Here is a 26,583-nt window from a genome sequence, read left to right on the forward strand (position 1 = left end):
TACTGGTGCGCTACAGCTTTCCCGGCCGCCGCATCGTCGATGCCATGGTCGACCTGCCCTTCGCGCTGCCGACAGCGGTCGCCGGCATTGCGCTGACCACGCTCTACGCACCGAACGGCTGGATCGGAAGCCTTCTGACACCGCTCGGCATCAAGGTCGCCTACACGCCGCTTGGCATCGTAATTGCGCTGATCTTCATCGGCCTGCCCTTTGTCGTACGAACCGTGCAGCCGATCATGGAGGAGATCGACAAGGAGGTAGAGGAAGTGGCCGCCACGCTCGGCGCCAATCGCTTCCAGATCATCAGCCGCGTTCTGCTTCCCGGACTGGCGCCGGCCATCGTCACCGGTTTCGCGCTGGCCTTCGCGCGCGGCGTCGGCGAGTACGGTTCCGTCATCTTCATCGCCGGCAATCTGCCCTATAAATCCGAAATCGCACCGCTTCTGATCGTCATCCGGCTGGAGGAATATAATTACGCGGCGGCGACCGCGATCGCGGCGATCATGCTGGTGCTGTCATTCGTCATGCTGCTGGTCATCAACCTGGTGCAGACCTGGAGCCGCAAGCGCTATGGCTGACCCGGAGATCAAATCCTACGCGCCGCACCATGAAAGCCAGTCGCCGGCGGTGACCGAAAGCCGCACGGCGAGAACCGTGCTGATGGCCGTAACGTTTGCGTTTCTTGCCATCTTCCTGCTCTTGCCGCTGATCATCGTCTTCAAGGAAGCTTTCGCCAAGGGCATCGAGGCCTACACACAGGCGCTAGGCGAACCGGATACGCGCTCGGCGATCCGCCTGACGCTTCTCGTCGCGGCGATCTCGGTGCCGCTCAACATCGTCTTCGGCATTTCCGCCGCCTGGGCGATCGCCAAGTTCGAGTTCAAGGGCAAGGCGTTCCTGACCACGCTGATCGACCTGCCCTTTTCCGTCTCGCCGGTCATTTCGGGGCTTGTCTACGTGCTCTTGTTCGGCGCGCAAGGCCTGCTCGGCGCCTGGCTCAAGGCGCATGGCATCGTCATTCTGTTTGCGGTGCCGGGCATCGTGCTGGCCACGATCTTCGTCACCTTCCCCTTCGTCGCCCGCGAGTTGATCCCGCTGATGCAGGAGCAGGGCAATGGCGACGAGGAGGCGGCCCTGTCGCTCGGGGCCAATGGCTGGCAGGCGTTCTGGTACGTGACGTTGCCCAACGTCAAGTGGGGATTGCTCTACGGCGTGCTGCTGTGCAATGCCCGCGCCATGGGCGAGTTCGGCGCGGTCTCGGTGGTGTCCGGCCACATACGCGGATTGACCAACACCATGCCGCTGCATGTCGAAATCCTTTATAACGAGTACAATGCCGCCGCCGCCTTTGCCGTCGCTTCGCTGCTTGCCGGCCTGGCGCTCGTCACGCTGGTCTTGAAAACACTTCTCGAGATGCGCTACGGCGCCGAGATCGCCGCGACGCGCGGACACTGACAAAATGCATGTCGCCCAAAAGTGGGAACCGGTTTTGGGATAACGACATGCATCAACTACAAAAGGGATTTGCATGGAAGTTCGCGTTGCCAACGTGCGCAAGGAGTTTGAGCGGTTTCCGGCCCTCCGCGACGTTTCGCTCGACATCAAGTCGGGAGAACTGATCGCTCTGCTGGGACCGTCCGGTTCCGGCAAGACGACGCTGCTCAGGCTGATTGCCGGATTGGAGCGGCCGACCCGCGGAAAGATCTTCTTCGGCGAAGAGGATGCCTCGCAAAAGTCGATCCAGGAGCGCAATGTCGGCTTCGTCTTCCAGCACTACGCGCTGTTTCGCCATATGACGGTCGCCGACAATATCGGCTTCGGACTCAAGGTCCGGCACGGGCCGTCGCGCCCGTCGGCGAAGGAAATCCGCCGCCGCGCCTCGGAACTTCTCAACCTCGTTCAGCTCTCCGGTCTGGAAAAGCGCTATCCGGCGCAGCTTTCGGGCGGCCAGCGCCAGCGCGTGGCGTTGGCCCGCGCCATGGCGATCGAACCTGCCGTGCTTTTGCTCGACGAGCCGTTCGGCGCGCTCGATGCCCAGGTGCGCCGCGAACTGCGCCGCTGGCTGCGCGACATCCACGACGCCACCGGCCACACGACGGTCTTCGTCACGCATGACCAGGAAGAGGCGCTGGAGCTTGCCGACCGCGTCGTGGTGATGAGCCAGGGCCGCATCGAGCAGGTCGGCACCGCCGACGAGATCTACGACACGCCGAACTCGCCGTTCGTCTACGGCTTCATCGGCGAATCGAGCTCGATCCCGGTCAAGGTCGAGGACGGCCAGGTCTGGATCGCCGACCGGCCGATCGGGCTCTCCGCGCCGCACGCACCGCAAGGCGAAGCGACGCTGTTCTTCCGCCCGCACGACGTCGATCTGGTGGAAGAATGCAACGGATGCATCGCCGGCACGGTCGCCGCCAGCCGCCGCGTCGCCGGCACCCGAAGGGTAGAACTCGAAATCGGCGGCGAGCGCCAGCGGGTCGAGATCGAATTGCCCGTCGACCATCCGGCGGCGCAGAAAAGCCGGGTAGCTTTCAGACCGCGGCGCTGGAAGCTTTTTCCGGCTGCTTGATCTTTTATCAGGCGCTACGCCAGCCAGTTCTCGACCTTCAGGCCTTTGATCCGGTTGAACGCCCCGGTATTGGCCGTCACCAGGGTAGTTCCCAGCGCACGGGCGTGAGCAGCAATAAAAAGGTCGTTTTGGCCGATGGTCTGGCCCCTGCCTTCCAGTTCTGCGCGAATCGCGCCGTACTCGGCATCCACTGGCACATCGAGCGGCAAGACGGGAATCTCAGCCAGCAATTCCTCGACCTTCTTGTGCAGTTTGGCCGATCTGTTCCTGACGCAGCCATATCGCAGTTCCGACGCGACCACGATGCTGGTACACACGGCGGCGTCTCCCACGCGCAGGACAGCGCTTGCGGCTTTCCCGGCCGGATTTCGGATCATGTCGCTGACAATGTTCGTGTCCAGCATGAACCGCATCAAAAAAATTCCTCGGATTTGACAGGCATATCCTCGACATCGGGAAAGTCTTCCTCGACACCGGGCGGTGGCTCTTTCGCCCATTGCGCGAGCAGTGCGGTGAGGCCAGGCTTGCGGACCGGCTCGATGATCAGGCGGTCGCCTTCACGGCTGATCAAGACCTTTTCGCCGGGAAGTTCGAACTCGACAGGAATGCGAACCGCCTGGCTGCGATTGTTACGAAACAGCTTTGCCTCTTTCGGCGGGGTTGTTGAATGGCGGTGTTGAGGCATGACAACAGCTCCTTGTATATACTATTTGTATATGCCAGACAGCGCGGCGATGCAATCGCATTGCACCGCGTTGGCCGGCCGGGAACCATCGTACACGCCGACGGGATCGGCACCCTGCCAAGCTGTCCTGAGACTCTGCTTGAAAGAAAAAACTAGAAATCGCCCACAGCGGGACTACTTTTTCTCGCGATAACGTCGAGGGGCCGCTCTGCGTGCCTCGTCGCGCACGAGGCCTTGCCGCTATGGTCCGGCAATAAGCGTACCGCATTGGAGCCCTGTTTTCATGAAGCGATTTTTGCTTGGCGTCGCCACATTGGCCGGCCTGGTCCTCGCATCCTCCCAAGCCTGGTCGGCCGACAGATTGCTGAACGCCTCTTACGATGTCGGTCGCGAACTGTTTGCGCAGGTCAACAAGGCGTTCGTCGCCGGCCATCCTGGCGTTACCATCGATCAGTCGCATGCCGGAACCTCGGCACAAGCACGCGCCATCGCCGAAGGCCTCGGCGCCGACGTGGTCACGTTCAACCAGGTCATCGACATCGACTTCCTGGTCAAGAAGGGCCTCATCTCCGCCGACTGGCAGAAGGACTTTCCGGACAACGCCTCGCCTTTCTATTCGCTGCCCTCCTTCCTGGTGCGCGCCGGCAATCCGAAGCACATCAAGGATTGGAACGACCTCGTGCGTGACGACGTCCAGGTGATCTTCCCTAATCCGAAAACATCGGGCAATGCGCGCTACACCTATCTCGCGGCCACCGCCTACGCCAAGGAAGCCTTCAAGGGCGACGATGCCAAGGTGAAGGAGTTTGTGACGAAGCTGTTCAACAACGTGCCGATCTTCGACAGCGGCGGACGCGCCGCGACCACCACCTTCGTGCAGCGCGAAATCGGCGACGTGCTGATCACCTTCGAGTCGGAAACGCGCGGCGTCCGCAGGGAGTATGGCGAGGAGAAGTTCGAGCAGGTGACGCCTTCGGTCAGCCTGTTGGCGGAATTTCCGGTGGCGATCGTCGACACGGTCGCAGACGCGCATGGCACGCGCGATCTTGCCAAGACTTATCTCGACTTCCTCTATACGCCGGAGGGCCAGGACATCGCCGCCCGCAACGGCCTGCGGGCCCGCGACCCGGCGGTCGCCGCCAAATACAAGGCTGAGTTTCCCGACGTCCGGCTGCTGACGGTGGAGGAGGTCTTCGGCGGCTGGGCCAAGGTCCAGGCCGAGCATTTTGCAGCGGGCGGCCTGCTCGACCAGACCTACGGCAGCCGCTGAGGTCGCCAACTTATTGAAAGCCGGCCCTTGCCGGCTTTTCCTTCATTTTGCCCGCCGAAATTGCAGCTTCCGCACGTTCCGGACCGCCCGCCCGCCAAAACGTTACGAAGAATCAACGCGTTTGCGCGCAATATGTCGTCGGGCGGCCTGTCTGCGAACGGCATCGCACGGCCAAACTGTCATTATTTGCACACAAACAGCCGCCAGATGCGGGTGGTTGGGGCTTTATGGGTTGGTTCGGGCATGCTTACCAAAAAAGGCAAATACGGCCTCAAGGCCCTCGTGCATCTGTCGGGCCTGCCGGTCGGCCAGCTCGCATTCGTCAATGACATCGCGGTCGCCAATAACATCCCGAAGAAATTCCTCGATGCCATCCTGGGCGAGTTGCGCAACGCCGGCTTCGTCCAGAGCCGCAAGGGCAAGGAAGGCGGTTACCGCCTTGCCCGGCCGGCTTCCGAGATCAAGATCGGCCATGTCGTGCGTGTCCTCGACGGGCCGCTGGCGCCGATCCCCTGCGCCAGTCGCACGCAATACCAGCGCTGCGAGGATTGCGACGAGGCGACCTGCCAGGTTCGGCACATGATGCTGGAGGTCCGGCAGGCGATCGCCGAGGTGCTGGACAACCGCAGCCTCGCGGCCATGCGCGACGCCGACAATGACGATTTCCCAGTCGAACTGACGTCGCAAATCTAGCGCGCGAGCAGGCTCAAGGCAGTCGCGACGGTGTCGGCGACCGGACGCGTGCCATCCAAGGTTATCGCCGCCTCGTCCGCCGCTGGCGCCTCGAGCGTGGTGAACTGGCTGTCGACCAGGCTTGCCGGCATGAAATGACCCTTGCGATTGCCGACGCGCTGTTTTGCCGTTGCCGGGTCGATCTCCAGGTAAACGAAAACGATATCCGGGCAAAAGCCGCGCAGGCGATCACGATAACTGCGCTTCAGCGCCGAGCAGGCGGCGACCACACCTTGCCCGCTTGCGACCGACGCGGCCATCCGCTGGCCGATCGCGTCGAGCCAGCCCTCGCGCAGCGCGTCGGTAAGCGGCTGCCCGCTCGCCATGCGCGCGACGTTTTCGGGCGGATGCAGCCTGTCGCCTTCGATAAAGACGGCGCCCAATGCCGCTGCAAGCGCTTCGCCGACAACCGACTTGCCGCAGCCGGCAACGCCCATCACCACGATGACGGGTATCGTTCGAACAGTGCTCGCCGGCTTATATGCCACGTCTTTACCGGTCATGCAGGTCAGCGGCTTGCCGGCGCGCGGCCATAGAGCAGCAGCATGGCGACGATGACGACGCCGTAGATGATCTGCCGTCCCGCCTCCGGCATCTGCATGACAGAGAGAATGGACTGCAAGAGGGTGATCAGGATTACCCCGGCGACGGTGCCGAGATAGGAGCCGCGCCCGCCGAGGATCGAGGTGCCGCCGAGCACCACCGCGGCGATCGACGGCAGCAGATAGGCATCGCCCATCGACTGTGCCGCCTTGGAGGCATAGCCGGCCAACAGCACGCCGCCGAAGGCGGAGAGCCCGCCCGAAACCGCAAAGGCGATCATCACCACGCGCCTTGTATCGATGCCGGAAAGATAGGCGGCACGCTCGCGATTGCCGATGCCGTAAACGGTGCGGCCGAAGCCGGTGCGGCTCAGCACGAACACCATTGCGGCGCCGATCAGCGCCCATATGAGAACTGCGTTAGGCACGGCAGGAACGGCAAAGCCGGTCGCCAGATAGCGCATCGCACCGGTCGCCGAATCCTGCGGCGAGAAACCGCCCGTGTAGACCACCATCAGCCCCTGCGCGACGGCGTTGGTGGCAAGCGTGATGATCATCGAGGGAATGCGCAGATAGGCGACGCCGATGCCGTTGACGATGCCGATCAGAACACCGCAGAAGATGCCGAACGGAATGGCAAGCGCCACGCCGACGGTACCGTATGCGGCCGCGGCGCAGGCCATCATGGCGCCGGCCGCCACCGACCAGGGCACCGACAGGTCGATCTGGCCGAGCAGGATGACCAGCATCATGCCGGTCGCGATGACGCCGAGAAACGACGCCACCTTGAGCTGCTGCAAAAGGTATTCAGGCGACAGGAAGCTGCGCGAATAGAGGCTGCCGAGGAACAGCAGCAGCACGATACAGGCGAACGCCGTCAGCACCGCCGGGTCGGCGCGGCGGAGGAATTTCGGCATGCGGCCGGCGAGACCACTCACAGTCGTTTCGCTCACAGGAACCACTCCAGCCGGTTGCGGACCCGAAACAGGGCGAACGCGCCGAGGCTGACCGCGATCAGCAGAATGACGCCCTGGAACAGGGGCTGCCAGAGCGGATCGAAATCGAAGACGAACAGCAGGTCGCCGATGGTGCGGAAGGCAAGCGCGCCGAAGATCGCGCCGATGGCGCTGCCCTTGCCGCCGAACAGCGACACGCCGCCAAGCACGACCGCGGCAATCGAAAACAGCGTATAGGCGTTGCCGCTGGCATAGGCCGCATCACCGGTATAGGTGAAGAACGTCAGGAACAGCCCGCCGATCGCGGCAAGCAGACCGGCAAGCGCATAGGCGGCGAACTTTCCACGCCGGATCGGCACGCCGGACATGTAGGCCGCCATCTCCGAGGAGCCGGCTGCATAAGCGGCGCGGCCTAGCACCGACCGGCTGAACGGCACCCAGACCACGAGCACGACCGCCAGCAGCGTCACCAGGCTCGCCGGCACAAAACCAAACAGGCGCCCGGTCAGCGCATCGGCGAGCCCTTCATTGACCGAGCCGCCGGGAAACGGCCGAAGCAGCAGCGCGATGCCGAAATAGACCGCGCCCGTGGCGATGGTGGCGACGATCGGCTGCAGGCGTCCATAGATGACGATCGCACCGTTGATTGCCCCGCACAGCAGCCCGGTGCCGAGCACGGCGAGGACGCCGAAAACGGTCTCGATGCCGGTGCCGACGACCAGCCACGAGGCCAGGCAGTTGGTCAGCGTGAAGATCATGCCGACCGAAAGATCGATGCCGGCGGTGATCACCACCAGCGTCTGCGCCATGGCGACGAAGGCGAGCAGCACGCCCTTGTTCGAGGCCGTCTGTACGACGTTGGCGGTGAAGCCCGCCGGATGGTTCGAGGTGTAGATGACGAACATGACGACGAAGATGCCGAACGCCAGCAGCGTTCCGCGCTGTTCGGCAAGCCAGTAGCGCCAATCCTTCACGCGTCCGCTCCTTGCTTTGGCATCTCTTCGTGAATGTTGAGCGCGCTGGCGATCAGCGCCCGCTCGGTGATTTCGGCGCCGACCAGTTCGCGCTTGACCGCGCCGTCATAGAGCACCAGCACCCGGTCGCAGCAGCCGATCAGCTCGTCATAGTCGGTCGAATAGAACAGGATCGCCGCGCCCTGGTCGGCAAGCTTGCGCATCAACTGGTAAAGCTCCTGCTTGGTGCCGACGTCGATGCCGCGCGTCGGGTCGTTAAGCAGGATGATGCGCGGCTGCCGCATCAGCCATTTGGCGATGACGACCTTCTGCTGGTTGCCACCGGATAGCGCGCCGACCGGAATGTCGAGGCCGGCGGTTTTGATCGCCAGAAGACCGACCATGTCGTCGATCAGCCGCTGCTCGGCGGCGCGATCGATGATGCCGGCCCTGGACAGCCGATCGAGGGCGGCAAAGGAGAGGTTTTCGCGCACCGTCATCGGCAGCATCAAGCCTTCGGTCTTGCGGTCCTCCGGGATCAACGCCATGCCGATCCGGTCATCGCGCGCCGCGGCCGGGCTGGCGATCGCCACCGGCCTGCCGTCGATCAGGATCTGGCCCGACAGGCCACGCAGCACACCGAAGAAGGCGAGCAGCAATTCGCGCTGGCCCTGGCCGTCGAGGCCGCCAAGCCCGACCACCTCGCCCGCCCCGACCGATAGCGAGACATCGTGCAGCCGATCCGTCCAGGACAGGCTGCGCGCCTCGAGAACCGGCGCGGCTGCGGCAGCCGCCCGCGCGGGCTTGGGCGGAAAGATGTGGCTATATTCGCGCCCGATCATCAGCTCGACGACCTCGTTGTCGCTTTTTGTACCGGCCGCGTAGCTGGCGACATTGCGGCCATTGCGGAACACCGTGCACTGGTCGGCCAGCTCGGCGATCTCGTTCATGCGGTGCGATATATAGAGCAGCGCCAGCCCTTCCGAACGCAGCCGCTTCAACACGGCAAAAACCCTGGCGACGTCAGCCGCGGTCAGCGCCGAGGTCGCCTCGTCCAGGATCAGGATGCGTGGCTTGCGCGCCAGTGCCTTGGCGATCTCGACCATCTGCCGTCTCGAAAGAGGAAGATCCTTGACCAGCGCCAGCGGATGGATATCGGAGGCGCCGGCGCGAGCAAGGGCTTCTTCGGCGATGCGGCGCTGCGCCTTGCGGTCGATCATGCCGAAACGCTTCGGCGGATCGGAAATGACGATGTTGTCGGCAACGCTGAGTTCGGGGACGAGCGACAGCTCCTGGAAGATGCAGACGATGCCGGCCTGGTTGGCGGCGGCCGGCGAAGCGAAGGTAACTTCGCTTCCGTCCAGCATCATCCGGCCCTCGTCGGGCGCAACGACCCCCGCCATGACCTTGATCAGCGTCGATTTGCCGGCGCCGTTCTCGCCGAGAATGGCGTGGATGCTGCCTGGAGTGACCGACAGTTCGGCCTTCTCCAGCGCCCTCACGCCGCCATAGCGCTTGGATATGCCTTCCATGCGGAAGAGCGGAACCGCACCGTCCATCGGCCCTCCCCAGGCGCTTGGCAATCAGGATGTCGACCGCCGACGCCGCGGGATCTCCCGCGGCGTCGGGCTGTCGGAGTTTACTGGTTTTCCTTGCTCTGGCCCATGATTTCCTGCGCCGTGAAATTGATGCCGCAGGTCGGGAAGGAATTGCCGACGAAGAAATTGTCGGATTGGTCGGGGAAGTAGTCCTGGCCTGCCTTGAAGTTCGGATCCTCGACGATCGCCAGCGGCAGCTTGACCGCTTGCGGCACGACCTGGCCTTCAAGTGCTGCAATCGCCGTCTTGATGGCAACCGCGACCTGCGCCGGGCCGGTGCCGGCCGACGAGCATTTCAGGCCGTCAGCGGCGAACTTGGCGCAGAATTTGCGGAAGCCGTTCTCCGTCTCGCCACCGAACGGCACGAACGGATGCTTGGCATCGATCATCGCCTGCACGATGCCGGTATCGCCGCCCTGTCCGGTAATGCCGTCGAAGGGGCCGTTGGTGGCAATGGCATCGGCCGTAGCCTTTTGCGCAACGCCGTCATCCCACTTGCCGACGACCTCGGTGACATCCCATTTCTTGCCGGAAGCGTCGAGAACCTCGTGGATGCCGTTATGGCGGTCGGTATCGACGGATGTGCCGGCGACGCCGCGCACTTCCAGCACCTTGCCGCCGTTCGGCACGTGCTTGACCAGCCAGTTGCCCCACAATTCGCCAAGGCCTTTCTGGTCGACATTGACGTTGATGGCATCCTTGGTGTCGAGGATGTTGTCGAAGGCGACCAGCACCACGCCGGCTTCCTTGGCCCGTTTGATGACAGGACCGAATGCGGTCGGGTTCTGGGCGTTGACGACAATCGCGTCATAGCCGGAATCGATGAAATTGTTGATCGCCGAAATCTGCGCCGGCACGTCTTCGCCGGTCGAGACCACCTTGAATTCCTTGAGCTTGGCCGCGACGTCCGGCTGCGCTGCATAGGCCTTTGCCGTCTGCACCATCTGGATGCGCCATGTGTTGGCGATATAGCCGTTGGCCAGAGCGATGCGGTACGGGCCGTCTTTCTTGGGGAACTTGAAGAACTGCGTATCGGCCGACCAGGGCGCGAAGCAGTCAGGCTCGGCCGATGGCCCCTTGACGATTTCAGGATCGGCGATCGCCGACGAGCTCAGCATGACGAAAGCAGTGGCGGCAACGATACCGCCAACGAGTGACTTGATCATCGATATTCCTCCCAGTTGCAGTTTTGTTTGTTGTTACGCCGATGAATTTGCGCTTTTCCGGCCCGGCACCTCCCGCCGTACCCGTCGCGCGTTCAGGTGGCCGAATGCCGACCCGATCCCCTCCTTTGCTGCCCGGCTAGTCCCGCAAAAACTATCATATTATACATAATAAACAAGCATGAGCTGTCGCTTATGTATAATAAACAGCCTCCCATCTTCTGAGCGATGTACCAACCGGCGGTAACTGGTAGCGCTACCATGACGTAGTGTAAAGCACCATTGCGTTGAAGCTCGGTTCAGCGCGCCGTGCTCTCACGTCGCTTGAGTTCGAAGCCGAGATCGACAACGCGCGACTCCGGCCTGTTGCCCTCGATCGCCGCAAGCGCCATGGCGACAGCCCGCCGGCCGATCTCGTAACGATAGGTCCGAACGCTGGTGACCGACGGAAACGCCACTTCCATCATGTCGAGATCGTTGAAGCCGACGATGCCGATCGTCTTCGGCACGGCGATCGAAGCCCGATGGCATTCGAACAGCACCCCGAGGGCTATGTCGTCATTGTTGCAGAACACGCCGTCGAGGCTCGGCACCTTGGCCAGCGCGTCGCGGAACAATTCTCGGCCGACGGTGACGCTGGAGGGCACCGGCGTGGTGGTGGTTAGCCGCGCATCGAACAGGCCGGCCGCCTCCATCGCCGCGCGATAGCCGGCCAAGCGCCGCTGCGAACGCGGATCCATGCGCGCCCCGATGAAGCCAATCCGCCGATAGCCTGCCTCGATCAGATGTTCGGCTGCCGCCTTGCCGCCCTCGAAATGTGAGAAACCGACCATCATGTCGACCGGATCGGGCCCGGTCTCCATCACCTGCACCACCGGACAGCCTGCCGTTTCCAGCAATTTTCGCGATGCCGGCGTCTGGTCGATGCCGGCCACGATCAGCGCCGCCGGGCGTTGCGGGCCAAACACCTGCAGCAGCCGCTCTTCCTCGAGGCCGGAATAGTGAGTGTTGCCAAGCTGGATCCGGAAAGGGCCGTCCGACAGGCTGTCGTAGATGCCGCGAACCACTTCGGCAAAGACGTTGTTGGTAAGCGACGGCACCAGAACGCCAAAGACCTCGGCGCGCGCCGAAGCCAGCGCCCGCGCATTCGGGTCGGGCACATAGCCGAGCTCATTCACGGCGGACTCGATCTGGCGGCGCAGATCTTCCGAGACACGCCCCGGCTCACGCAAGGCGCGCGATACGGTAATGGCGCCGACCCCGGCCTTGCGCGCGACGTCGGCGATGGTCGGGCGGCCGCCGCCGCGGCGCGAGCGCGGCTTGATCACCGCATTGGTCCCGAGGCCGGGCAACCGCCCAGATGCGACCGTGAGACGATGTTCAGCGTCTTTGCCACTGCTGCCTGCCAACCTGGCCCGTTGCCACACCTGTCTGGCGTCGCGCAGCCTTCGGCTATTGTCAAGCGACGGACGGAGAGGCTGTACCCGTACCGCTGTGCTTCAGGCCGTCACAGCAGCGCTGCGCCGGGCCTTCCACAGCAGCAGCGCCATGGCCAAAATGTTCAGCAGGTTCCAGGCAATGCCGTTGAGGAACGCGGCGGCATAGGAACCGGTCAAATCGTAGATCCAGCCCGACATCCAGCCGCCGATCGCCATGCCGAAAATGGTCGCCATCATGACGATGCCGACGCGCTGGCCAGCCTCTTTGGCTGGCATATATTCGCGCACGATGATCGCATAACAGGGCACGATGCCGCCCTGCGACAGGCCGAAGACCAGCGAGACGACATAGAGCGAGGCAAGCCCGTCGAACGGGATATAGAACAACAGCGACAGGCATTGCAGCACCGAGCCGATCAGCAGGGTTTTCACGCCACCGATGCGATCGGCAAGGAAGCCCGAGCCTAGCCGGCTGACGACGCCCGCCGCCAGCATGATCGACAGCATATCGGCGCCATGTGCCACGCCGTAGCCGAGGTCCATGCAATAGGCGACGATATGGACTTGCGGCATCGACATCGCCACGCAGCAGCCGAGCCCGGCGACGATGAGCAATGCCTGCAAGGCCGCCGGCGACAGTGAGATCGGCTGCACCACGCGGCTCCCCGGCGATCCCGGAGCCGCCTGGGGCGGTGCGCCGCGCCGGAGCAGCAGGATCAGCGGCACCATGGTAACCAGGCAGACGGCGCCGATCGCGGCATAGGTGAAGCGCCAGCCTTGCGCCTGCATGACATAGGGCATCGCCGTCGGCCAGATCGCTCCGGCGAGATAGTTGCCGGACGCGGCAGCAGTCACCGCAACGCCGCGGCGCCGGTTGAACCAGTGCGAGATGTCGGCAATCAGCGGCCCGAAGATTGCCGACGAGCCGACGCCGATCAACACGCCCTGGACGAGGGTGAACTGCAGGATCGAACTGGTCAGCGACGCCAGCAGGAAACCGGCGCCAAGTGTAATCGCGGCAATCAGCGCCGGCACCCAATACCCCATGCGGTCGATGGCGCGGCCGACCAGCACATTGCCGGCGGCAAAGCCTACCATCGTCGCCGTGTAGGGCATCGAGGCAGCGGCGCGACCGACGCCGAATTCTGCCTGCACGGCGGGCAGCACCACGACCACAGCCCACATGCCGACCCCGCCGATCGTTGCCAGCAGCATCGAGATGCCCAGCCGTATCCAGGCATAGGCACTGTCGATGCCGGAACTTTCTGCCTGGCTTGAGACGATTGGGGTCAAGAGCGTTTCCTGTCCGCAGTTCTTGAATCGGCGGTTCAGACCACTATCGGCGCATTCGCGTCGCCGAGCAGCGCCACGATGGGCAAATCCGTGGCTCCAGGGATTTCGGGCCGAAGTGGAACAGTGGCCCACCATGGGGCGTTTTCCCGGCAACGACCTAGTTGAAGGAGTTTGCCATGACCGCGCAACGGAAATGGTCCGCCGACGTCACCGAGCATAGCGACGCGCTGGACCTCGAGGAACACATCTTCGAATCGCACGATCCAAGGAAGATCGCCGCCTCGCTGAAGCGGTCGGCCGAGCGCAGCGACCGACGCAAGGCAGGGCCGTTTCAATCGGCCATGTCGATGCTGAATTTTTACATCAACCGCGCCGGCAAGAACCTGCCGGCGGCGCAGAAGAAAGTGCTGGAGGACGCTAAAGATGAACTGCGCGTCCTTTTTGGCCGCCCAAAGGAAGACTAGAATCGCTCACATCGATTGGTTCTGCCAAATTCGGCCGAACTGGACCTAGTGACGGGTCCTCATTGCCGCCAGTCTGCAGGCTCGGCTTGTAGTCCCAAGCCTGCAAAAGTCTGGCGCCATGACGGTCACGATCGGCATCAATCCCATCACCTGGAGCAATGACGACGTTCCGGCGCTTGGCGGGAATACGCCCCTGGACACCTGCCTGTCGGAAACGGCGCAGGCCGGCTACCGCGGCACCGAGCTCGGCGGCAAATTTCCGCGCCAGGCCGAAGTGCTTGGGCCGCTCCTGTCTTCCTATGGCTTGGAACTCGTCTCCGGCTGGTATGATGGCCGCATTCTCGACCGCACGGTCGACGAGGAATTCGCGGCGATCACTCCGCATCTGAAGCTGCTGCGCGATCTCGGCGCCAGGATCGTCGTCTATGCCGACACCTCGCGTGGTCGCCATGACGGTATTTTCGCACCGATCTCCGAGCGTCCGCGCCTCGCCGACAGCGACTGGCCGTCCTATGGCGAGAAACTTACCGCCCTCGCCGACCGCATGGCCGCATTCGGGGTCGGCATGGCCTTCCACCACCACATGGGCACCATTGTCGAGACGGACGATGAAGTCGACAGGCTGATGACGGCGACGGGCCGAAGCGTCGGCCTTTTGTTCGATACCGGCCACTGCCTGTTTTCGGGCGGCGACCCGCAATCGCTGCTGCAACGGCATCTCGACCGTATCGTGCATTTCCATTGCAAGGACGTTCGCAGGGCGGTGCTGGAACGGGCACGCCGCGAGGACATGAGCTTCATGGCGGCGGTAATGGACGGCATTTTTACCGTGCCCGGCGACGGCTCGGTCGATTTCCTGTCATTGCTGAAACCCCTCGCCGCGCGCGGCTATGAAGGTTGGATCGTTGTCGAAGCCGAGCAGGATCCGGCCAAGGCGCACCCGCTGACCTATGCCAGCAAAGGCTATGTCTCGCTGCTCGCCACCGCCCGCGAAGCCGGCTTCGAAGTGGCGACGCGGCAGGCAGACTGACCGGACCGCATTGCGAGCCGGAGGAACATAATGGGCGCGCGCCTCGATGGGGTTAGCGACGCGAAAGCGCCCGGCGATCCGCGCCGCCTTGCTCCCTGTGCGGCGCGGATCGCAGAAATCCCCGCTCTGGATTTCAAACCCCGACTTTCAAGCTTGAGGCCGGCCGGAGGCCGTGCCTTGATGCAACCGAGGAGGAGCGACATGGCTTTCGAAGCTGCGCTTGGCATGGAACGGCTTTGCACCTTCCGGGAGATTGCCGAGAAGGCGGAACTTGGCGCCGCCACCGTGCATCGCGCGCTGAAGAACAGCCGCGAGGTCCACCCCGAAACCAGGCGACTGGTGCTTGATACCGTCTGCCGGCTCAACGAGGAAAAGATCGTCCGCGCTGCCCGGTCCGTCGGGGGATAGTGCCGTGGCCGACCACATGCGCCTTTCCCTCGACATCATGTCGGTCGACCGCGCTTCGGAAGAACCGATGCATCGTCAGATCTACGGCGCGTTGCGACGCTTCATCCTTGACGGCCAGATCCCGCAGAACACGCTGCTGCCGTCGACGCGCTCGCTGGCCGAAGATCTGAAGGTCGGGCGCAACACGGTCATCGCCGCCTATGACCAGCTCCTTGCCGAAGGTTTTATCGAGGCGCGTGCCGGATCGGGCACCTGGGTGGCGCCGATCCAGCAGAACCGCCCCTTGGCATCCCTGCGCGCCGGATTGCCAGCGCCGCAAAAGCTGTCGCGGCGTGGCCAGACCATCGTCAACGGCCCGCAACCGCCGCGCAATGCCGGCGTCATCAATTTCCATCCCGGCGTGCCTGAAACGGCATCGTTTCCGTTTACCATCTGGTCAAGCCTCCTGGTGCGCAACGCACGCAGCCGCGACGAGAGCCTGCTTGGTTATCTGTCCTTTGCCGGCCACCCCGGCCTGCGTCAGGCCATTGCCTCGACCATCGGCCTGTCGCGCGGCATCAGCTGCACCGCCGACCAGGTGATCATCGTCACCGGTGCGCAGGCAGCGCTCGATCTCGTCTCGCGCGTGCTGATGGACGAAGGCGACCATGTCTGGATGGAAGAGCCCGGCTATCTCGGCGCCAAGAGCGCCTTTCTCGCCAGCGGCGCCAAATTAGCACCATTGAAGGTCGACCGGCGCGGCTGGCATCTTGCCGATCCGGAGCTGCCGCCGCCGCGGCTGATCTATGTGACGCCATCCTGCCAATGGCCGTTCGGCACCATCATGCGCATCGAGGAGCGCCTGCAACTGCTCGACATCGCCGAGCGCAACCGCGCCTGGATAGTCGAGGATGACTATGACGGCGAATACCGGTTCCGCGGCCGGCCGGTGCCGGCCCTGCGCGGTCTCGACCACGCCGACCGCGTCGTCTACATCGGCAGCTTCGGCAAGACGCTGATCCCGGCGCTGCGCATCGGCTATCTGATCGTGCCGCGCGAACTGTCGGTGCCGTTCGATCGGGCAGTGAGCATCACCGGCCAGTTCGCGCCACTGATCCTGCAGGCAACGGTCAACGACTTCATCACGCAGGGCTATTTCGCCACACACCTCAAGCGCATGCGCCGGCTCTACGCGCGTCGGCAGGCGAACTTCGTCAAGCTGTGCCAGGAGCATCTGGCCGAATGGCTGACCGTCACGGAAAACGATTCCGGCATGCAGCTGCTGGCGAGCTTCGTCAGGCCCTACAAGGACAATGACGTGGTTACCGCCGCCCTCAAGGAGGGGCTCGACGTCCAGGGCATCTCCATCAACTATCATTCCACTGAACCCGAGCACGGCCTGCTGCTCGGCTATGCGGCGATGGACGAACGCCAGATCCTGCGCGCCGTGCTGGCGCTGCGCGCCGCATTCCTAAGGTTGGACAGAAGCTAGGGCAAGCGCGTCATCTCGTTCACCGCGGTTGCAACAGTCGCCCGAGGCGATTAGAAATGCGGCATCGGTCCTGGTCCTTCGCCGCGTTCGCGCAAGGAGCCACTCACAAGGCCGAACTCCCCGAAAACCTGAAGCATGCCACCGCCGCTATGGCCCGGCGGCGCTTTCATCTGAACCATGAGGATTGCCATGAGAACCGCATCCTGTGCCTGCGGGCAACTGAGGATCTCCTGTGAGGGAGACCCGCGACTGGTTGCACAGTGCCACTGCCTCGACTGCCAGAAGCGAACCGGCAGCACGTACGGCGTCGCAGCCTTCTTTCCGCGCGACAAGGTAGAAGCCGAAGGCGAGGCCAGCACCTACAGGCGATCGGCTCGGAGCGGCCATCACGTCACTTTCCATTTCTGCCCGGGCTGCGGCTCGAGCGTCTTCTGGGAGCCCGAGCGAAAGCCTGAATGGATCGCCGTCGCGGTCGGCTGCTTCGCCGATCCCGCCTTTCCGGCTCCGGCGCATGCTGGGTGGGAAGAACGGCGCCATCCCTGGGTTTCCGGTTAGCGACGCCAACCCGCCAGGGCAGCGCTTTATCCTACTGGTTGATCTCGGGTTCAACGAGCTTCGCCAGATTTCGCAACGACTCCTGCCAGCCGAGATAGCAGGCCTCAACCGGGATGGCGTCTGGAATACCTGCCTGCGTGACATTCACTTCGGTGCCGACCGACACTTTCTTCAATGTCACGGTCACCTCGATCTCGCCGGCCAGGTTGGGGTCGTCGAACCGGTCGGTGTAACGCAGCTGCTCATTGGGCACGAGCTTGACATATTCGCCGCCGAACGAGTGGCTGTCGCCGGTGGTGAAGTTGCGGAAGGACATTTTGAACGTACCGCCGACCTTTGCCTCGAAGTGATGAACCGTGCAGGTGAAGCCGTTCGGCGGAAGCCATTTCGCAAGTGCATCCGCTTCGAGGAACGCGCGGTAGACCTTCTCCGGGCTTGTTGTCAGAACGCGGTGCAGCCGTACGGTGCCGGGCATATCGTTAATCCTCCGTGTTGGTGATCGATGCCCCCTAGGACGAGCGGAGCCCGGCCTATCCGACACGGGCCCGCGGATTTTTTGACAACCGGTTATGCCGGCCGGAAACCTCGCCCGGCCACCGGACAAGGAACTCGACCGCAGGGTAGCAAACCACGCCGGATCTGGTCTAGTTCACACTGTCGAACTTCTGCAGATCAACCGGTGCCGCCTTGCGCAATTCGATATCATCGAGCGAAGCATTCTCCAGCGACACCCGCGCCGCCGCGTCGATGTTGTGGATCATGTCCTGAATGTCGCTATCGCTGTGCGCTGGGTTCATGGCGACCATCACGGTGCGGTTGAGGATGTCGAGCGAGCGCTTGCCGAGGTCGTCGGGATAATCCAGCCGCAGGCCCTGGTTCTCGGGCAGCGCGTAGGGATTGAGCGCGGGGTGATGCGCCCCTTCATGCATCAGCACCTGGTCCCACTGGGTGAAATTGTGACGGCCGGTCTTGCCGGCAACGACGCTCGGAATGGTCCTCGAAAAAGTCTGCGCCGCCTGCTCGCTCGGCAGCAGGTACATCACCTGTGCGGCGCAATCGTCGTCCGCGCTGTTCATCGGCGACGGCGTCAGCCCAAGATTGCTAAGATGGCGGGTACCGGCCAGCACCGTCTTCTTCTCGGCCCGCATCGCCTCGATGATGCCGTCCAGCCGGTCGAGCTGGACGTTGAGCATCGCCCCCATCAGTTCGGAAGCACGCGCGCCGATGCCGGCGAAGGGTTTGATGCTGTCGCTTCTGCCCTGCCAGTAGAAATGGCAAGGGTCGATGGCGCAGCGCGCCCGCTCCGCCACTTTCGGATCGCTGGTGGCGATGCCGCCGCCCTCGCCCGAGGTCATGTTCTTGAAGTAGTTAAAGGAATAGGCGCCGGCATGGCCGATCGAGCCGAGCCTGCGGCCCTCATAGCCGCCGCCGATGCCTTGGCAGACATCCTCCAGCACCAGCAGACCGCGCTTGGCAGCAATGTCCATGATCGCATTCATGTTGCAGGCCGCGCCCCACATATGCACCGGGATGACCGCCCTGGTGCGCGGCCCGATGGCGTCCCGCAAGGCGATGGGATCGATGGTCAGGCTCTCGTCGATGTCGACGATGACGGGAATGGCCCCGACCGAAAGCACCGCCGTCGCGGTCGCCATATAGGTGTGCGCCGGCACCAGCACTTCGTCCCCCGGGCCGATGCCGAGGCCGATCAGGCCGGCGGCGAGCCCATAGGTGCCGCTGGCGGCCAGCGCGAAATGCTCGACGCCAAGATGCTGCGCATAGCGGGCCTCGAAGCGGTCGCATTCGCTGTCCTTGCCGTAACGAAACAGCGCGCCAGAGCGGATCACCCTGGCAATGGCTTCGATTTCCTCTTCGCCGGCGGTGTACATGACAGGCCTCCAAGTTACTTGGTAATGTGGGGTCGCTCGATGGTGTGGACAGCTGTAGGCTTGTCGGCACAGTTTGAAAGAACCACTCCGCCGCTATTCGACCAAGCCATCTGCGCCCGGAAAGACGGTTCCTATGAGTGGTTTTGAACCCTGATTGGGGAAATCGGCAGCTAAGTGTCTCAGCCGGCAGGCAAATCGTATCCATCCGAATTCGCCAAAGTGGCCCTGTCGGAAAGCCGGGTTTCGGCGTTCCATTCCGGCCAGTTGGGCAAACGGTTGGTTCCATGAAATACGGGACACACTTTGGAAGACCCTCGAAACCGGTATGCCGGCGGGAAGGCGGCCATTCGTGAACGCCGCCGGCTCCAGCAAACGGATCGTGCTCCACGAGGACGATGTCGGCATGTGCCACGGCGCCAACAGCGCCTTTCTCGAATTGAGCGGGCTGGGTGTCTGCAGTTCCGGCGCGGTGATGGTGCCATGCCCCTGGTTCCTCGAAATGGCCGAAGGCGCCGCCGCCAACCCCAGCCTTGACCTTGGCGTCCACCTGACGCTGAACAGCGAGAAGCAGCATTACAAATGGCGGCCCTTGACCGCGCCGTCGCGGGCGGCCGGCCTGACCGACGAGTTCGGCTTCTTCTGGCCCGATGTGGCGACCACGCGCCGCAAGGCGGTGCCGCAGGCGGTCGAGGCCGAGCTTCGCGCCCAGATCGACACCGCCTATCGCGCCGGCATCGACGTTACCCATCTCGACGCGCATATGGGCGCGGCATTGTCGCCGGAATTTTGCGAAATCTACATCAAGCTCGGGCTGGAATATCAGCTGCCCGTGCTGCTGACCAAGACGCTCTCCGCCTATTCCCCCAACGACAATCTGGTCGGCGTTACCGAGGAGGCGTTCCAGCGCGGCGTGGCGCTGGCCCGCGCCGGCGGCTTTGCCATTTTCGACGCCGCGATCCAGACAACCTGGGGCCGGCCGCGTTCCAGGCCGATCGAGCCCGCTTACAAAGCGCTCATCGAGGGCGTGCGCGAGGGCCTGACGTTCTTTTGCCTGCATTGCAACGCGCCCGGTGAACTCGAGCTGATCGAGCCGCGCTCCGCCTATATCCGCACCGAAGAGTACGAGCTGTTCCGCGACCAGGGCTTTCGCGACTGGCTCGCCGCCCAGCCGATCGACGTCATCGGCATGAAGCCGCTGCGCGAGGAGCTTCGCGCCACGCTCTCGGCCGGGCGATCATCGACAACGGCCCGCGGCAGCAATGCGGGCGAACAGCGATTGGCGTCGGCAAAGGCCCGCAAAGCGGCCACCCGATCCGCGACGTGAGCCGATCGTCGCGGCCGGAAAACGGCGCCAGAGGGATTGGAACTGCAACGATAAATGGGAGAATAAGATGAAAACTCTTCTGAAAGCGGCATTGGGCGCCTTCCTCTCGGCGGGCCTGATGACAGGCATTGCGTATGCCGCGGGCCTCAAGGATCCGAAGGACGTCCGCATCACCTTCGTGGTGCACGGGTCGGCGTCCGATCCCTATTGGTCGGTGGTCAAGCGCGGCGTCGATGACGCGGCCGCCCTCACCGGCGCCAAGGTCGAATACTACGCGCCGCAGGTCTTCGACGTGGTCGAGCAGGCCCGGCTTCTGGACGCCGCCATTGCCACCAAGCCGGACGGCATCGCCGTCTCCATCGCCGACGCCAATGCACTCGGCAAATCGGTCAAATCCGGGCTTGCCGCCAATATTCCCATGGTGGTTCTGGATTCCGGCGAAAAGGAAGGCGCCGAGCTCGGCACGACGCTCTATGTCGGCACCGTTTCCGAATATGATTCCGGCAAGAAGGCCGGCGAGCGGCTGGCCAAGGAAGGCACGCTGAAGGTCGTTTGCATCAATCACGAAGTCGGCAATGTCAGCCTCGACCAGCGCTGCCAGGGCCTCAATGACGGGCTGAAGCCATCCGGCGGCGGCACCGAGGTTCTGGCCGTAGCGCCCGATCCCGCAGACATTCAGCGCCGCACGGAAGCCTATCTGTCGGCACATCCCGACACGCAGGCCGTCTTCGCGCTTGGCGCCACTGCCGCCAATCCGCTGATCCCGATGTTCCGCGACAAGGAACTGTTCGGCAAGCTCAAGCTCTATACCTTCGACATCAGCCCGGAGGTTCTCGACTCTGTCGTCGCTGGCGAAATGGGCTTCGGCATGGACGCCCAGCAATATCTGATGGGCTATCTGCCGGTGATCTATCTGGTCGAGCAGGCGACGCACGGCTTCTGGCCGCAGAACAACGCCTATACCGGACCGCTGTTCATCGACTCGCCGGAAAAAGCCAAGGCGATCCTGGCGCTCGCCAAAGAGGGCATCCGCTAAAGCAGTCGCGCAAAAGTGTGCAGCGGTTTTGCGGTAATGACATGCATCAAAATTTAGGCGAGCGCTCCGACGGAACGGGAGAATGCGCCAAGCGCTCTCCCGTTCGTTCGAAGATTGCGATTTGAGCGATTGGAGAGCCTAATGGCAGTCGTGGAAGACAAGGCGATATCTCCGGGTGAACTGAAGGCGACCGACCGCTTCGGCATGACGTCGAAGCGGGCCGCCGGCGCCGACGAACGGTTGGCCAGCACCGACAAGCTGACCCAGTGGCTGCGCCGGCCGGAAGCCGGTGCCGCCGGTGGGCTGCTTGCGACGATCATCATCTTTGCGCTGCTGCCGGGCGCGGCGAACCTCTATTCGCTGCAGGGGTCAATGACCTTCCTGACGCTGTCGGCGGAGCTCGGCATCGTCGCCACCGCGGCAGCACTCCTCATCATCGCCGGCGAGTTCGATCTTTCGGTCGGCTCCATGGTCGGCTTCGCCGGTGTTGTCATCGGGCTGACGGTGAAGTACTGGGGACTGCCGCTATGGGGCGGCATCGCCTGCGCCTTCGCCGTTGCCATCCTCACCGGCTATCTCAATGGCCTGATCGTGGTGAAGACGCGCCTGCCCTCCTTCATCGTCACGCTGGCCACGCTCTATATCCTGCGCGGACTGTCGATCGGCATCACCCGCGCCGTCACCGGCCGCACCCAGATCCCCTACATACTCGAGGGCGCACCGGATCCGGCGACGGCCGGCATTTTCAACGGCCATCTGCTCACCGGCCTGTTCCACTGGATGGGCGCGCAAGGCTGGATCGCCACCCGCAGCGACGGCATCCCGTTCGTCGCCGGCATTCCGATGTCGATCGTCTGGTGGCTCGGCCTGACGGCGCTGGCCGGCTACGTGCTGACCCAGACGAAATACGGCAACTGGATCTTCGCCACTGGCGGCGACCTGATCGCAGCCCGCAACGTTGGCGTGCCGGTCGATCGCGTCAAGATCAGCCTGTTCATCTACACCGCCTGCGCGGCGACGCTGCTTGCCGCCATCCAGGTGATGGAGGCGGGCTCCGCCGACACCACGCGCGGCCTGCTCAAGGAATTCGAGGCGATCATCGCCGCCGTCATCGGCGGCGTGCTGCTCACCGGCGGCTACGGCACCGTCTATGGCGTGCTGTTCGGCGCGCTGATCTTCGGGCTGGTGCAGATGGGCATCTTCTACACCGGCATCGACACTGACTGGTTCAAGGTCTTCCTCGGCATCGTCATCCTGATGGCTGTGCTGGTCAACAACTACATCAGGCTGAAGGCGCTCGGCCGCGGAGGTGGCAAATGACCGAGCCGGCCCAAATGACCGCGCCAGCAATGGAACTGCGCGGCGTCAGCGTCAATTTCGGTTCGGTGCGCGCCCTCCAGGACATCGACATCAAGGTCTATCCGGGCGAGGTCCACTGCCTGCTCGGCGACAACGGCGCCGGCAAGTCGACGCTGATCAAGGTTCTGTCGGGCGTCTACCGGCCGAGCAAGGGCGAAATCCTGGTCGACGGCAAGCCGGTCACCTTCCGCAGCCCGCGTGACGCGCAGGAACTCGGCGTGGCAACGGTGTTCCAGGACCTCGGCATGATCTCGCTGATGTCGATCACCCGTAACTTCTTCCTCGGCCGCGAGCCGACCAAAAGCAGCCTGCCCTTCTCGCGCATCGACAAGGAGCGCGCCAACGCCATCGCCAGGCAGGCGATGGCCGATATCGGCATCGACGTGCGCGATCCGACGCAAGCCGTCGGCACGCTGTCGGGCGGCGAGCGCCAGTCGGTGGCGATCGCCCGCGCCGTGCATTTTGGCGCGCGCGTGCTGATCCTCGACGAGCCGACCTCCGCACTCGGCGTCCACCAGGCGGCGATGGTGCTGAAATTCATCATCGAAGCGCGCATGCGGGGCTTGGCCGTCATCTTCATCAGCCACAACATCCACCATGCCTATCCGGTCGGCGACACCTTCACCCTGCTCAACCGCGGCCGCAATCGCGGCACCTACGCCAAGTCGGAGATCTCGCGCGACGAGGTCATCTCGATCATGTCGGGCGGCGAGGATCTGAAGGCGGTCGAGGCGGAGATTGCCGGCCTGCTCGCCCAGATCGGCAACCGGCCGCCTGCGGCGCCTTGAGCTGACATCAGGACATTGCGGGGAATGGATCCAATGAGCAGGATACGCGTCGGGGTCGTCGGCGCCGGCATGATCTCGCAGGTCGAGCATATTCCCAATCTGCTGCGCCTTGGTGAATTGTTCGAGGTCGTCGGGGTCGCCGATCCCTCCAGGATTTCGCGGCAGTTCCTCACCGACATCCATGGCATTGCCAATTTCGAAACGATCGACCAGCTCTTCGACCAACGCCTCGACGCGGTGGTGATCGGCTCGCCGGACCCGCTACATCACGAACAGGTGCTGGCGGCGCTGGCGGTTGGCCTGCATGTCTTTTGCGAAAAGCCGCTCTGCTATTCGCTGGCGGAAATCGCCGAGATCATCGCCGCGCGCGACGCCGCCAGGAAAATCGTTCAGGTCGGCTATATGAAGCGCTTCGATCCGAGCTACCGGCTGGCGCTCGCTTCGCTGCCTGGAACATCAAGCACGCTGCGCGCGGTCTCGGTGGAAGTGAACGATCCCGACGCCTGGCCGTTCATCACCCACCAACCCTACAGGCGCGGCACCGATATCCCCAACGACCTGATCGCTGCTGTCGCCGCCAAGCAGAAGCGCCAGGTCGAATACGCCATCGGTGTCCCTGTGACGAAGCTCGCTTTCCGTGGATTTATCGGCGCTTACAGCTCGGCCTTGATTCACGACGTCAACGCCGTCCACGGCCTGCTCGACGCGCTCGGCGTGCCGGACGGCGAGGTCGTCGGCGCGCAGATCTTTGCCAATGGCGACGGCGGCCAGGGCGCCGTCAAGTTGCTGGACGGGCAGGCGCTGTGGACCATGACCCATCTCACCGTGCCCAAGCTTGCCGACTACAAGGAGCGGATCACGCTGTTCTTCGACGATGCCAGCCTCGAGCTCGAATTCCCCTCGCCCTGGCTCAACCATCATCCGACCCGGCTGACGGTGACGACCTCGGACGGTCACATACTGTCGAAGCGTGATTTGCGCGCCGGCTACGCAGAAGCCTTCGTCGAGGAGATGCGTGGCTTCCGGGCGGCCATCGTCAATGGCGACCCCGTCGTCAACCCGCCCGAACACGCCGCCCGCGACCAGGAGCTGCTGCTCGGCCTGACATGGCAGCATCTGGCGACCGCACCCTTCGACTGAGCGCTCAACCTGTAGCCGAACGGCCGCTACCTGGACTTGATGACGCTGTCGGTATTGGCAAGCAGCTTGCGCACCGCATTGCGCGCCGCGTCCGGCCGCTGCAGGCGGATGCTCTTCTCGATTGCCTCGTGCAGCCTCTGCGCATGCTGCAAATCGTCGAGTTCCCGCGTCGTAAAAGCGAACAGATGATCGAAGGCCGATTCGATCAGCACGCCGAGCGGCACCAGCAGATCGTTGCCCGAGGCGCGCAGGATGGCGAGGTGGAACCGCGTGTCGGCGCGCGTTCGCTCCTGCAGATTGGTCGCCTCGCCCATCTCGCGGCAGGCCTGGCTGATCTCGGCCATCTGCTCGTCGGTGCGCCGCATCGCGGCAAAGGCGCTGGCCTCCGGCTCGATGATGTGGCGGAATTCCTGCACGGTCCTGAGGAACACCTCACGATCCGGCGAGGTCGCGTACCAGGCCAGCACATCGCGATCGAGCAGGTTCCAACGCTCTTTCGGCTCGACCCAGCTGCCGATTTTGGGACGTGACGACAGCAGGCTCTTGGCCATCAGCATTTTGATGGCTTCGCGCACCGCCGAGCGGCTGACGTCGAAGGTCTCGGACCATTTGGCTTCGTTGGGCAGGATGGTTCCCGGCGGATAGTCGCCGCGCACGATCCTCAGCCCGATTTCGTTGGCCAGCGACGCGTGAACGCTCGACCCGGGTATGCGCGCCGCATCGGCCCGGCGAATACCGCTCGTGCGTTCGGCGAACGCCTCGGCCGCTGTCTTTCCCTTGTTCGGCTTCGCGTCCTGCATGGCTCCACAAAGTCCGGATTTGGAGGCGTGTCAAGGAGATGAAATCGACGGCAATATCTCAGTTTGGTTTTCCGCCTCAGTCCCCTCCCCGACACCGCGCTTTGCCGAGCGCTCCCGCCGGAGCGGCACAAACGGCTTCTCTTTGTTCCGATTGAATTCCTCGATCAGGAAATCAAGGAAGACGCGGATTTTCGGGGCAAGATGCTGCCGTGCCGGATAGACCGCGTAGAGCGTGGTTTCGACCTTTTCCCAGTCATCCAGAGCCGATTGCAGCCGGCCTGCTTTCAGGTCGCTCTCGACATAGGGATAAGGGATCAGGCTGACGCCGAAGCCGGCGCGCAGCGCATCGCGCACGGCAAGGCTTGACGAGACCGTATATCGTCTGTCGATGGCGACCCGCTCGACGCGGCCGTCCTTGCGGAATTCCCATATGTCCGCATGCCCCGAGAGGCTGAACCGGATGCAATTGGCCGCCTTCAAATCGGCAGGCGTCTTGGGCCGGCCATGCTCCTCGAAATAGGACGGAGCTGCGCAAAGCACGTGCGGCATGACCGCAAGCTTTCTCGCGACCAGGCTGGAATCCTCGAGATTGTCGCTGCCGCGAATGGCCAGGTCAAATCCCTCCCGCACGATATCGACGCGCCTGTCGTCAAGATGCAGATCGAGTTTCAAATCGGGATAGCGCGATAGAAACGCGGGGATGGCAGCCGAAAGCCGCGTCAACGTGACAGTCATCGGCGCGCTGACCCGCAACGTGCCGCTCGGCGCCGTCTTGATCGGGCCGAGGACCTGGTCGGCCCTGGCAAGCGCATCGAGCCCCTGCGTGACATGCTCCAGATAGATTCTGCCTTCTTCGGTCAGGGCCATGCGCCGCGTTGTCCGGTTGATAAGCCGCACCCCCAGATGCGCCTCCAATTCGGCGATGTTCTTGCTGACCGCGGGAGGAGAGAGACCGAGCCGCCGTCCGGCTTCGGCAAAGCTGTTCAGTTCCGCCACATGGCGGAAAACCTGCAACGCAGTCAGGCGATCCATCTCATCATTCTCTTCTAGTAAACAATGTCTTTCAATTATCGCGTATTATCGCTCGTTGGTAAATTCTCTATCTGCTATCCGAACGGC

Annotated in this window: 28 protein-coding genes; 15 read left to right on the top strand and 13 right to left on the bottom strand. The window is 63.5% G+C overall.

Annotation, left to right across the window (positions count from 1 at the left end; translation table 11 throughout):
- The 3 genes from cysT to NKH50_RS28160 form a co-directional block, all read left to right on the top strand.
- Positions 1-578: sulfate ABC transporter permease subunit CysT (gene cysT / locus NKH50_RS28150; protein ID WP_352882426.1), on the top strand; the 578-nt coding region annotated here is incomplete at its 5' end.
- Positions 571-1,455: a sulfate ABC transporter permease subunit CysW gene (gene cysW / locus NKH50_RS28155; protein ID WP_254819066.1), complete on the top strand. Its 885-nt coding sequence runs from the start codon at positions 571-573 to the stop codon at positions 1,453-1,455. The genes cysT and cysW, both read left to right, overlap by 8 nt.
- Before the next feature lie 73 nt (positions 1,456-1,528).
- Positions 1,529-2,569, top strand: coding sequence for a sulfate/molybdate ABC transporter ATP-binding protein (locus NKH50_RS28160; RefSeq protein ID WP_254819067.1), 1,041 nt, complete (start codon positions 1,529-1,531; stop codon positions 2,567-2,569).
- Positions 2,570-2,583: 14 nt separating this feature from the next.
- On the opposite strand, the gene NKH50_RS28165 is transcribed toward NKH50_RS28160, so the two are convergent.
- Both NKH50_RS28165 and NKH50_RS28170 read right to left on the bottom strand, forming a co-directional pair.
- Positions 2,584-2,982, bottom strand: coding sequence for a type II toxin-antitoxin system VapC family toxin (locus NKH50_RS28165; protein WP_352882429.1), 399 nt, complete (start codon positions 2,980-2,982; stop codon positions 2,584-2,586).
- On the bottom strand, positions 2,982-3,254 hold the full coding sequence (locus tag NKH50_RS28170) for an antitoxin (protein WP_254819069.1): 273 nt from the start codon (positions 3,252-3,254) through the stop codon (positions 2,982-2,984). The genes NKH50_RS28165 and NKH50_RS28170 overlap by 1 nt, the downstream gene beginning before the upstream one ends.
- Positions 3,255-3,537: 283 nt before the next feature.
- Between NKH50_RS28170 and NKH50_RS28175 the strand changes: the two genes are divergently transcribed.
- On the top strand, positions 3,538-4,524 hold the full coding sequence (locus NKH50_RS28175; RefSeq protein ID WP_352882431.1) for a sulfate ABC transporter substrate-binding protein: 987 nt from the start codon (positions 3,538-3,540) through the stop codon (positions 4,522-4,524).
- A gap of 243 nt (positions 4,525-4,767) precedes the next feature.
- Entirely contained in the window at positions 4,768-5,217 is a 450-nt protein-coding gene (locus tag NKH50_RS28180; RefSeq protein WP_006202816.1) for an RrF2 family transcriptional regulator, read from the top strand.
- On the opposite strand, the gene NKH50_RS28185 is transcribed toward NKH50_RS28180, so the two are convergent.
- The 7 genes from NKH50_RS28185 to NKH50_RS28215 all read right to left on the bottom strand — a co-directional run bounded on the left by NKH50_RS28185 (position 5,214) and on the right by NKH50_RS28215 (position 13,200).
- Complete coding sequence (locus NKH50_RS28185; RefSeq protein WP_352705122.1) at positions 5,214-5,759, bottom strand: gluconokinase; 546 nt, start codon at positions 5,757-5,759, stop codon at positions 5,214-5,216. The two genes, NKH50_RS28180 and NKH50_RS28185, sit on opposite strands and share 4 nt — an antisense overlap.
- 5 nt (positions 5,760-5,764) lie before the next feature.
- On the bottom strand, positions 5,765-6,751 hold the full coding sequence (locus tag NKH50_RS28190; protein ID WP_352705124.1) for an ABC transporter permease: 987 nt from the start codon (positions 6,749-6,751) through the stop codon (positions 5,765-5,767).
- Positions 6,748-7,728 (bottom strand): ABC transporter permease, encoded by a 981-nt coding sequence (locus NKH50_RS28195; RefSeq protein WP_352882433.1) that lies wholly within the window; start codon positions 7,726-7,728, stop codon positions 6,748-6,750. The genes NKH50_RS28190 and NKH50_RS28195 overlap by 4 nt, the downstream gene beginning before the upstream one ends.
- Positions 7,725-9,266, bottom strand: coding sequence for a sugar ABC transporter ATP-binding protein (locus tag NKH50_RS28200; RefSeq protein WP_352705128.1), 1,542 nt, complete (start codon positions 9,264-9,266; stop codon positions 7,725-7,727). Before NKH50_RS28200 ends, NKH50_RS28195 begins: the two co-directional genes overlap by 4 nt.
- 80 nt (positions 9,267-9,346) lie before the next feature.
- A complete protein-coding gene (locus NKH50_RS28205; RefSeq protein WP_352473506.1) occupies positions 9,347-10,471 on the bottom strand; it encodes a sugar ABC transporter substrate-binding protein in 1,125 nt (374 codons plus the stop codon).
- 296 nt (positions 10,472-10,767) lie between these two features.
- A complete protein-coding gene (gene gntR / locus NKH50_RS28210) occupies positions 10,768-11,796 on the bottom strand; it encodes an HTH-type transcriptional regulator GntR (RefSeq protein WP_352882435.1) in 1,029 nt (342 codons plus the stop codon).
- Positions 11,797-11,967: 171 nt separating this feature from the next.
- Positions 11,968-13,200 (bottom strand): MFS transporter, encoded by a 1,233-nt coding sequence (locus NKH50_RS28215; RefSeq protein ID WP_352882438.1) that lies wholly within the window; start codon positions 13,198-13,200, stop codon positions 11,968-11,970.
- Between the two features lie 176 nt (positions 13,201-13,376).
- On the opposite strand from NKH50_RS28215, the gene NKH50_RS28220 reads away from it, so the two are divergent.
- The 5 genes from NKH50_RS28220 to NKH50_RS28240 all read left to right on the top strand — a co-directional run bounded on the left by NKH50_RS28220 (position 13,377) and on the right by NKH50_RS28240 (position 17,128).
- Positions 13,377-13,664 carry a DUF3175 domain-containing protein gene (locus NKH50_RS28220; RefSeq protein ID WP_254819078.1) on the top strand — a complete coding sequence of 96 codons (288 nt, stop codon included), beginning with the start codon at positions 13,377-13,379 and terminating at the stop codon, positions 13,662-13,664.
- A 118-nt stretch (positions 13,665-13,782) separates the two neighbouring features.
- On the top strand, positions 13,783-14,694 hold the full coding sequence (gene iolE / locus NKH50_RS28225; protein WP_352882440.1) for a myo-inosose-2 dehydratase: 912 nt from the start codon (positions 13,783-13,785) through the stop codon (positions 14,692-14,694).
- A 201-nt stretch (positions 14,695-14,895) separates the two neighbouring features.
- The gene (locus NKH50_RS28230; RefSeq protein ID WP_352882442.1) at positions 14,896-15,102 is read left to right on the top strand and encodes a LacI family DNA-binding transcriptional regulator; all 207 of its coding nucleotides are present in this window, start codon (positions 14,896-14,898) and stop codon (positions 15,100-15,102) included.
- Positions 15,103-15,106: 4 nt separating this feature from the next.
- Complete coding sequence (gene mocR, locus NKH50_RS28235; RefSeq protein WP_352882444.1) at positions 15,107-16,573, top strand: rhizopine catabolism transcriptional regulator MocR; 1,467 nt, start codon at positions 15,107-15,109, stop codon at positions 16,571-16,573.
- A 189-nt stretch (positions 16,574-16,762) separates the two neighbouring features.
- A complete protein-coding gene (locus tag NKH50_RS28240; RefSeq protein WP_352882447.1) occupies positions 16,763-17,128 on the top strand; it encodes a GFA family protein in 366 nt (121 codons plus the stop codon).
- A 31-nt stretch (positions 17,129-17,159) separates the two neighbouring features.
- Here the strand turns inward: NKH50_RS28240 and NKH50_RS28245 are convergent, their stop codons facing one another.
- Together NKH50_RS28245 and NKH50_RS28250 are read right to left on the bottom strand one after the other, a co-directional pair.
- The gene (locus NKH50_RS28245) at positions 17,160-17,603 is read right to left on the bottom strand and encodes an SRPBCC family protein (RefSeq protein WP_352882450.1); all 444 of its coding nucleotides are present in this window, start codon (positions 17,601-17,603) and stop codon (positions 17,160-17,162) included.
- Positions 17,604-17,772: 169 nt separating this feature from the next.
- Positions 17,773-19,017, bottom strand: a complete 1,245-nt coding sequence (locus tag NKH50_RS28250) for a DegT/DnrJ/EryC1/StrS family aminotransferase (RefSeq protein ID WP_352799418.1) — start codon at positions 19,015-19,017, stop codon at positions 17,773-17,775.
- 349 nt (positions 19,018-19,366) lie between these two features.
- Between NKH50_RS28250 and NKH50_RS28255 the strand changes: the two genes are divergently transcribed.
- The 5 genes from NKH50_RS28255 to NKH50_RS28275 all read left to right on the top strand — a co-directional run bounded on the left by NKH50_RS28255 (position 19,367) and on the right by NKH50_RS28275 (position 24,664).
- The gene (locus NKH50_RS28255) at positions 19,367-20,341 is read left to right on the top strand and encodes a polysaccharide deacetylase family protein (RefSeq protein ID WP_352799417.1); all 975 of its coding nucleotides are present in this window, start codon (positions 19,367-19,369) and stop codon (positions 20,339-20,341) included.
- Positions 20,342-20,408: 67 nt separating this feature from the next.
- Positions 20,409-21,377, top strand: coding sequence for a rhizopine catabolism ABC transporter substrate-binding protein (locus tag NKH50_RS28260; RefSeq protein ID WP_352882452.1), 969 nt, complete (start codon positions 20,409-20,411; stop codon positions 21,375-21,377).
- 204 nt (positions 21,378-21,581) lie between these two features.
- On the top strand, positions 21,582-22,697 hold the full coding sequence (locus NKH50_RS28265) for an ABC transporter permease (protein WP_352882490.1): 1,116 nt from the start codon (positions 21,582-21,584) through the stop codon (positions 22,695-22,697).
- Positions 22,698-22,711: 14 nt separating this feature from the next.
- The gene (locus tag NKH50_RS28270; protein WP_352645042.1) at positions 22,712-23,524 is read left to right on the top strand and encodes an ATP-binding cassette domain-containing protein; all 813 of its coding nucleotides are present in this window, start codon (positions 22,712-22,714) and stop codon (positions 23,522-23,524) included.
- Between the two features lie 33 nt (positions 23,525-23,557).
- On the top strand, positions 23,558-24,664 hold the full coding sequence (locus NKH50_RS28275) for a Gfo/Idh/MocA family protein (protein WP_352882454.1): 1,107 nt from the start codon (positions 23,558-23,560) through the stop codon (positions 24,662-24,664).
- Positions 24,665-24,690: 26 nt separating this feature from the next.
- Here the strand turns inward: NKH50_RS28275 and NKH50_RS28280 are convergent, their stop codons facing one another.
- Entirely contained in the window at positions 24,691-25,464 is a 774-nt protein-coding gene (locus NKH50_RS28280; protein ID WP_254819087.1) for a FadR/GntR family transcriptional regulator, read from the bottom strand.
- A gap of 30 nt (positions 25,465-25,494) precedes the next feature.
- Positions 25,495-26,496 carry a LysR family transcriptional regulator gene (locus NKH50_RS28285; RefSeq protein WP_352882457.1) on the bottom strand — a complete coding sequence of 334 codons (1,002 nt, stop codon included), beginning with the start codon at positions 26,494-26,496 and terminating at the stop codon, positions 25,495-25,497.
- Positions 26,497-26,583 lie beyond the last annotated feature (87 nt).

It is taken from the genome of Mesorhizobium sp. M1027, from assembly GCF_040318745.1.
In the GTDB taxonomy this organism is placed as follows: Bacteria; Pseudomonadota; Alphaproteobacteria; order Rhizobiales; family Rhizobiaceae; genus Mesorhizobium.

What these genes read in the sequence shown, in the direction of transcription:
- NKH50_RS28245 (WP_352882450.1), bottom strand. Translation starts at nt 17,603, where the DNA reads ATGCCCGGCACCGTACGGCTGCACCGCGTTCTGACAACAAGCCCGGAG.
- NKH50_RS28270 (WP_352645042.1), top strand. Translation starts at nt 22,712, where the DNA reads ATGACCGCGCCAGCAATGGAACTGCGCGGCGTCAGCGTCAATTTCGGT.
- NKH50_RS28200 (WP_352705128.1), bottom strand. Translation starts at nt 9,266, where the DNA reads ATGGACGGTGCGGTTCCGCTCTTCCGCATGGAAGGCATATCCAAGCGC.
- NKH50_RS28275 (WP_352882454.1), top strand. Translation starts at nt 23,558, where the DNA reads ATGAGCAGGATACGCGTCGGGGTCGTCGGCGCCGGCATGATCTCGCAG.
- NKH50_RS28260 (WP_352882452.1), top strand. Translation starts at nt 20,409, where the DNA reads ATGAAAACTCTTCTGAAAGCGGCATTGGGCGCCTTCCTCTCGGCGGGC.
- NKH50_RS28250 (WP_352799418.1), bottom strand. Translation starts at nt 19,017, where the DNA reads ATGTACACCGCCGGCGAAGAGGAAATCGAAGCCATTGCCAGGGTGATC.
- NKH50_RS28230 (WP_352882442.1), top strand. Translation starts at nt 14,896, where the DNA reads ATGGCTTTCGAAGCTGCGCTTGGCATGGAACGGCTTTGCACCTTCCGG.
- NKH50_RS28175 (WP_352882431.1), top strand. Translation starts at nt 3,538, where the DNA reads ATGAAGCGATTTTTGCTTGGCGTCGCCACATTGGCCGGCCTGGTCCTC.
- iolE (WP_352882440.1), top strand. Translation starts at nt 13,783, where the DNA reads ATGACGGTCACGATCGGCATCAATCCCATCACCTGGAGCAATGACGAC.
- NKH50_RS28240 (WP_352882447.1), top strand. Translation starts at nt 16,763, where the DNA reads ATGAGAACCGCATCCTGTGCCTGCGGGCAACTGAGGATCTCCTGTGAG.
- NKH50_RS28220 (WP_254819078.1), top strand. Translation starts at nt 13,377, where the DNA reads ATGACCGCGCAACGGAAATGGTCCGCCGACGTCACCGAGCATAGCGAC.
- NKH50_RS28160 (WP_254819067.1), top strand. Translation starts at nt 1,529, where the DNA reads ATGGAAGTTCGCGTTGCCAACGTGCGCAAGGAGTTTGAGCGGTTTCCG.
- NKH50_RS28205 (WP_352473506.1), bottom strand. Translation starts at nt 10,471, where the DNA reads ATGATCAAGTCACTCGTTGGCGGTATCGTTGCCGCCACTGCTTTCGTC.
- NKH50_RS28185 (WP_352705122.1), bottom strand. Translation starts at nt 5,759, where the DNA reads ATGACCGGTAAAGACGTGGCATATAAGCCGGCGAGCACTGTTCGAACG.
- NKH50_RS28265 (WP_352882490.1), top strand. Translation starts at nt 21,582, where the DNA reads ATGACGTCGAAGCGGGCCGCCGGCGCCGACGAACGGTTGGCCAGCACC.
- NKH50_RS28285 (WP_352882457.1), bottom strand. Translation starts at nt 26,496, where the DNA reads ATGGATCGCCTGACTGCGTTGCAGGTTTTCCGCCATGTGGCGGAACTG.
- cysW (WP_254819066.1), top strand. Translation starts at nt 571, where the DNA reads ATGGCTGACCCGGAGATCAAATCCTACGCGCCGCACCATGAAAGCCAG.
- NKH50_RS28170 (WP_254819069.1), bottom strand. Translation starts at nt 3,254, where the DNA reads ATGCCTCAACACCGCCATTCAACAACCCCGCCGAAAGAGGCAAAGCTG.
- NKH50_RS28165 (WP_352882429.1), bottom strand. Translation starts at nt 2,982, where the DNA reads ATGCGGTTCATGCTGGACACGAACATTGTCAGCGACATGATCCGAAAT.
- NKH50_RS28180 (WP_006202816.1), top strand. Translation starts at nt 4,768, where the DNA reads ATGCTTACCAAAAAAGGCAAATACGGCCTCAAGGCCCTCGTGCATCTG.
- NKH50_RS28280 (WP_254819087.1), bottom strand. Translation starts at nt 25,464, where the DNA reads ATGCAGGACGCGAAGCCGAACAAGGGAAAGACAGCGGCCGAGGCGTTC.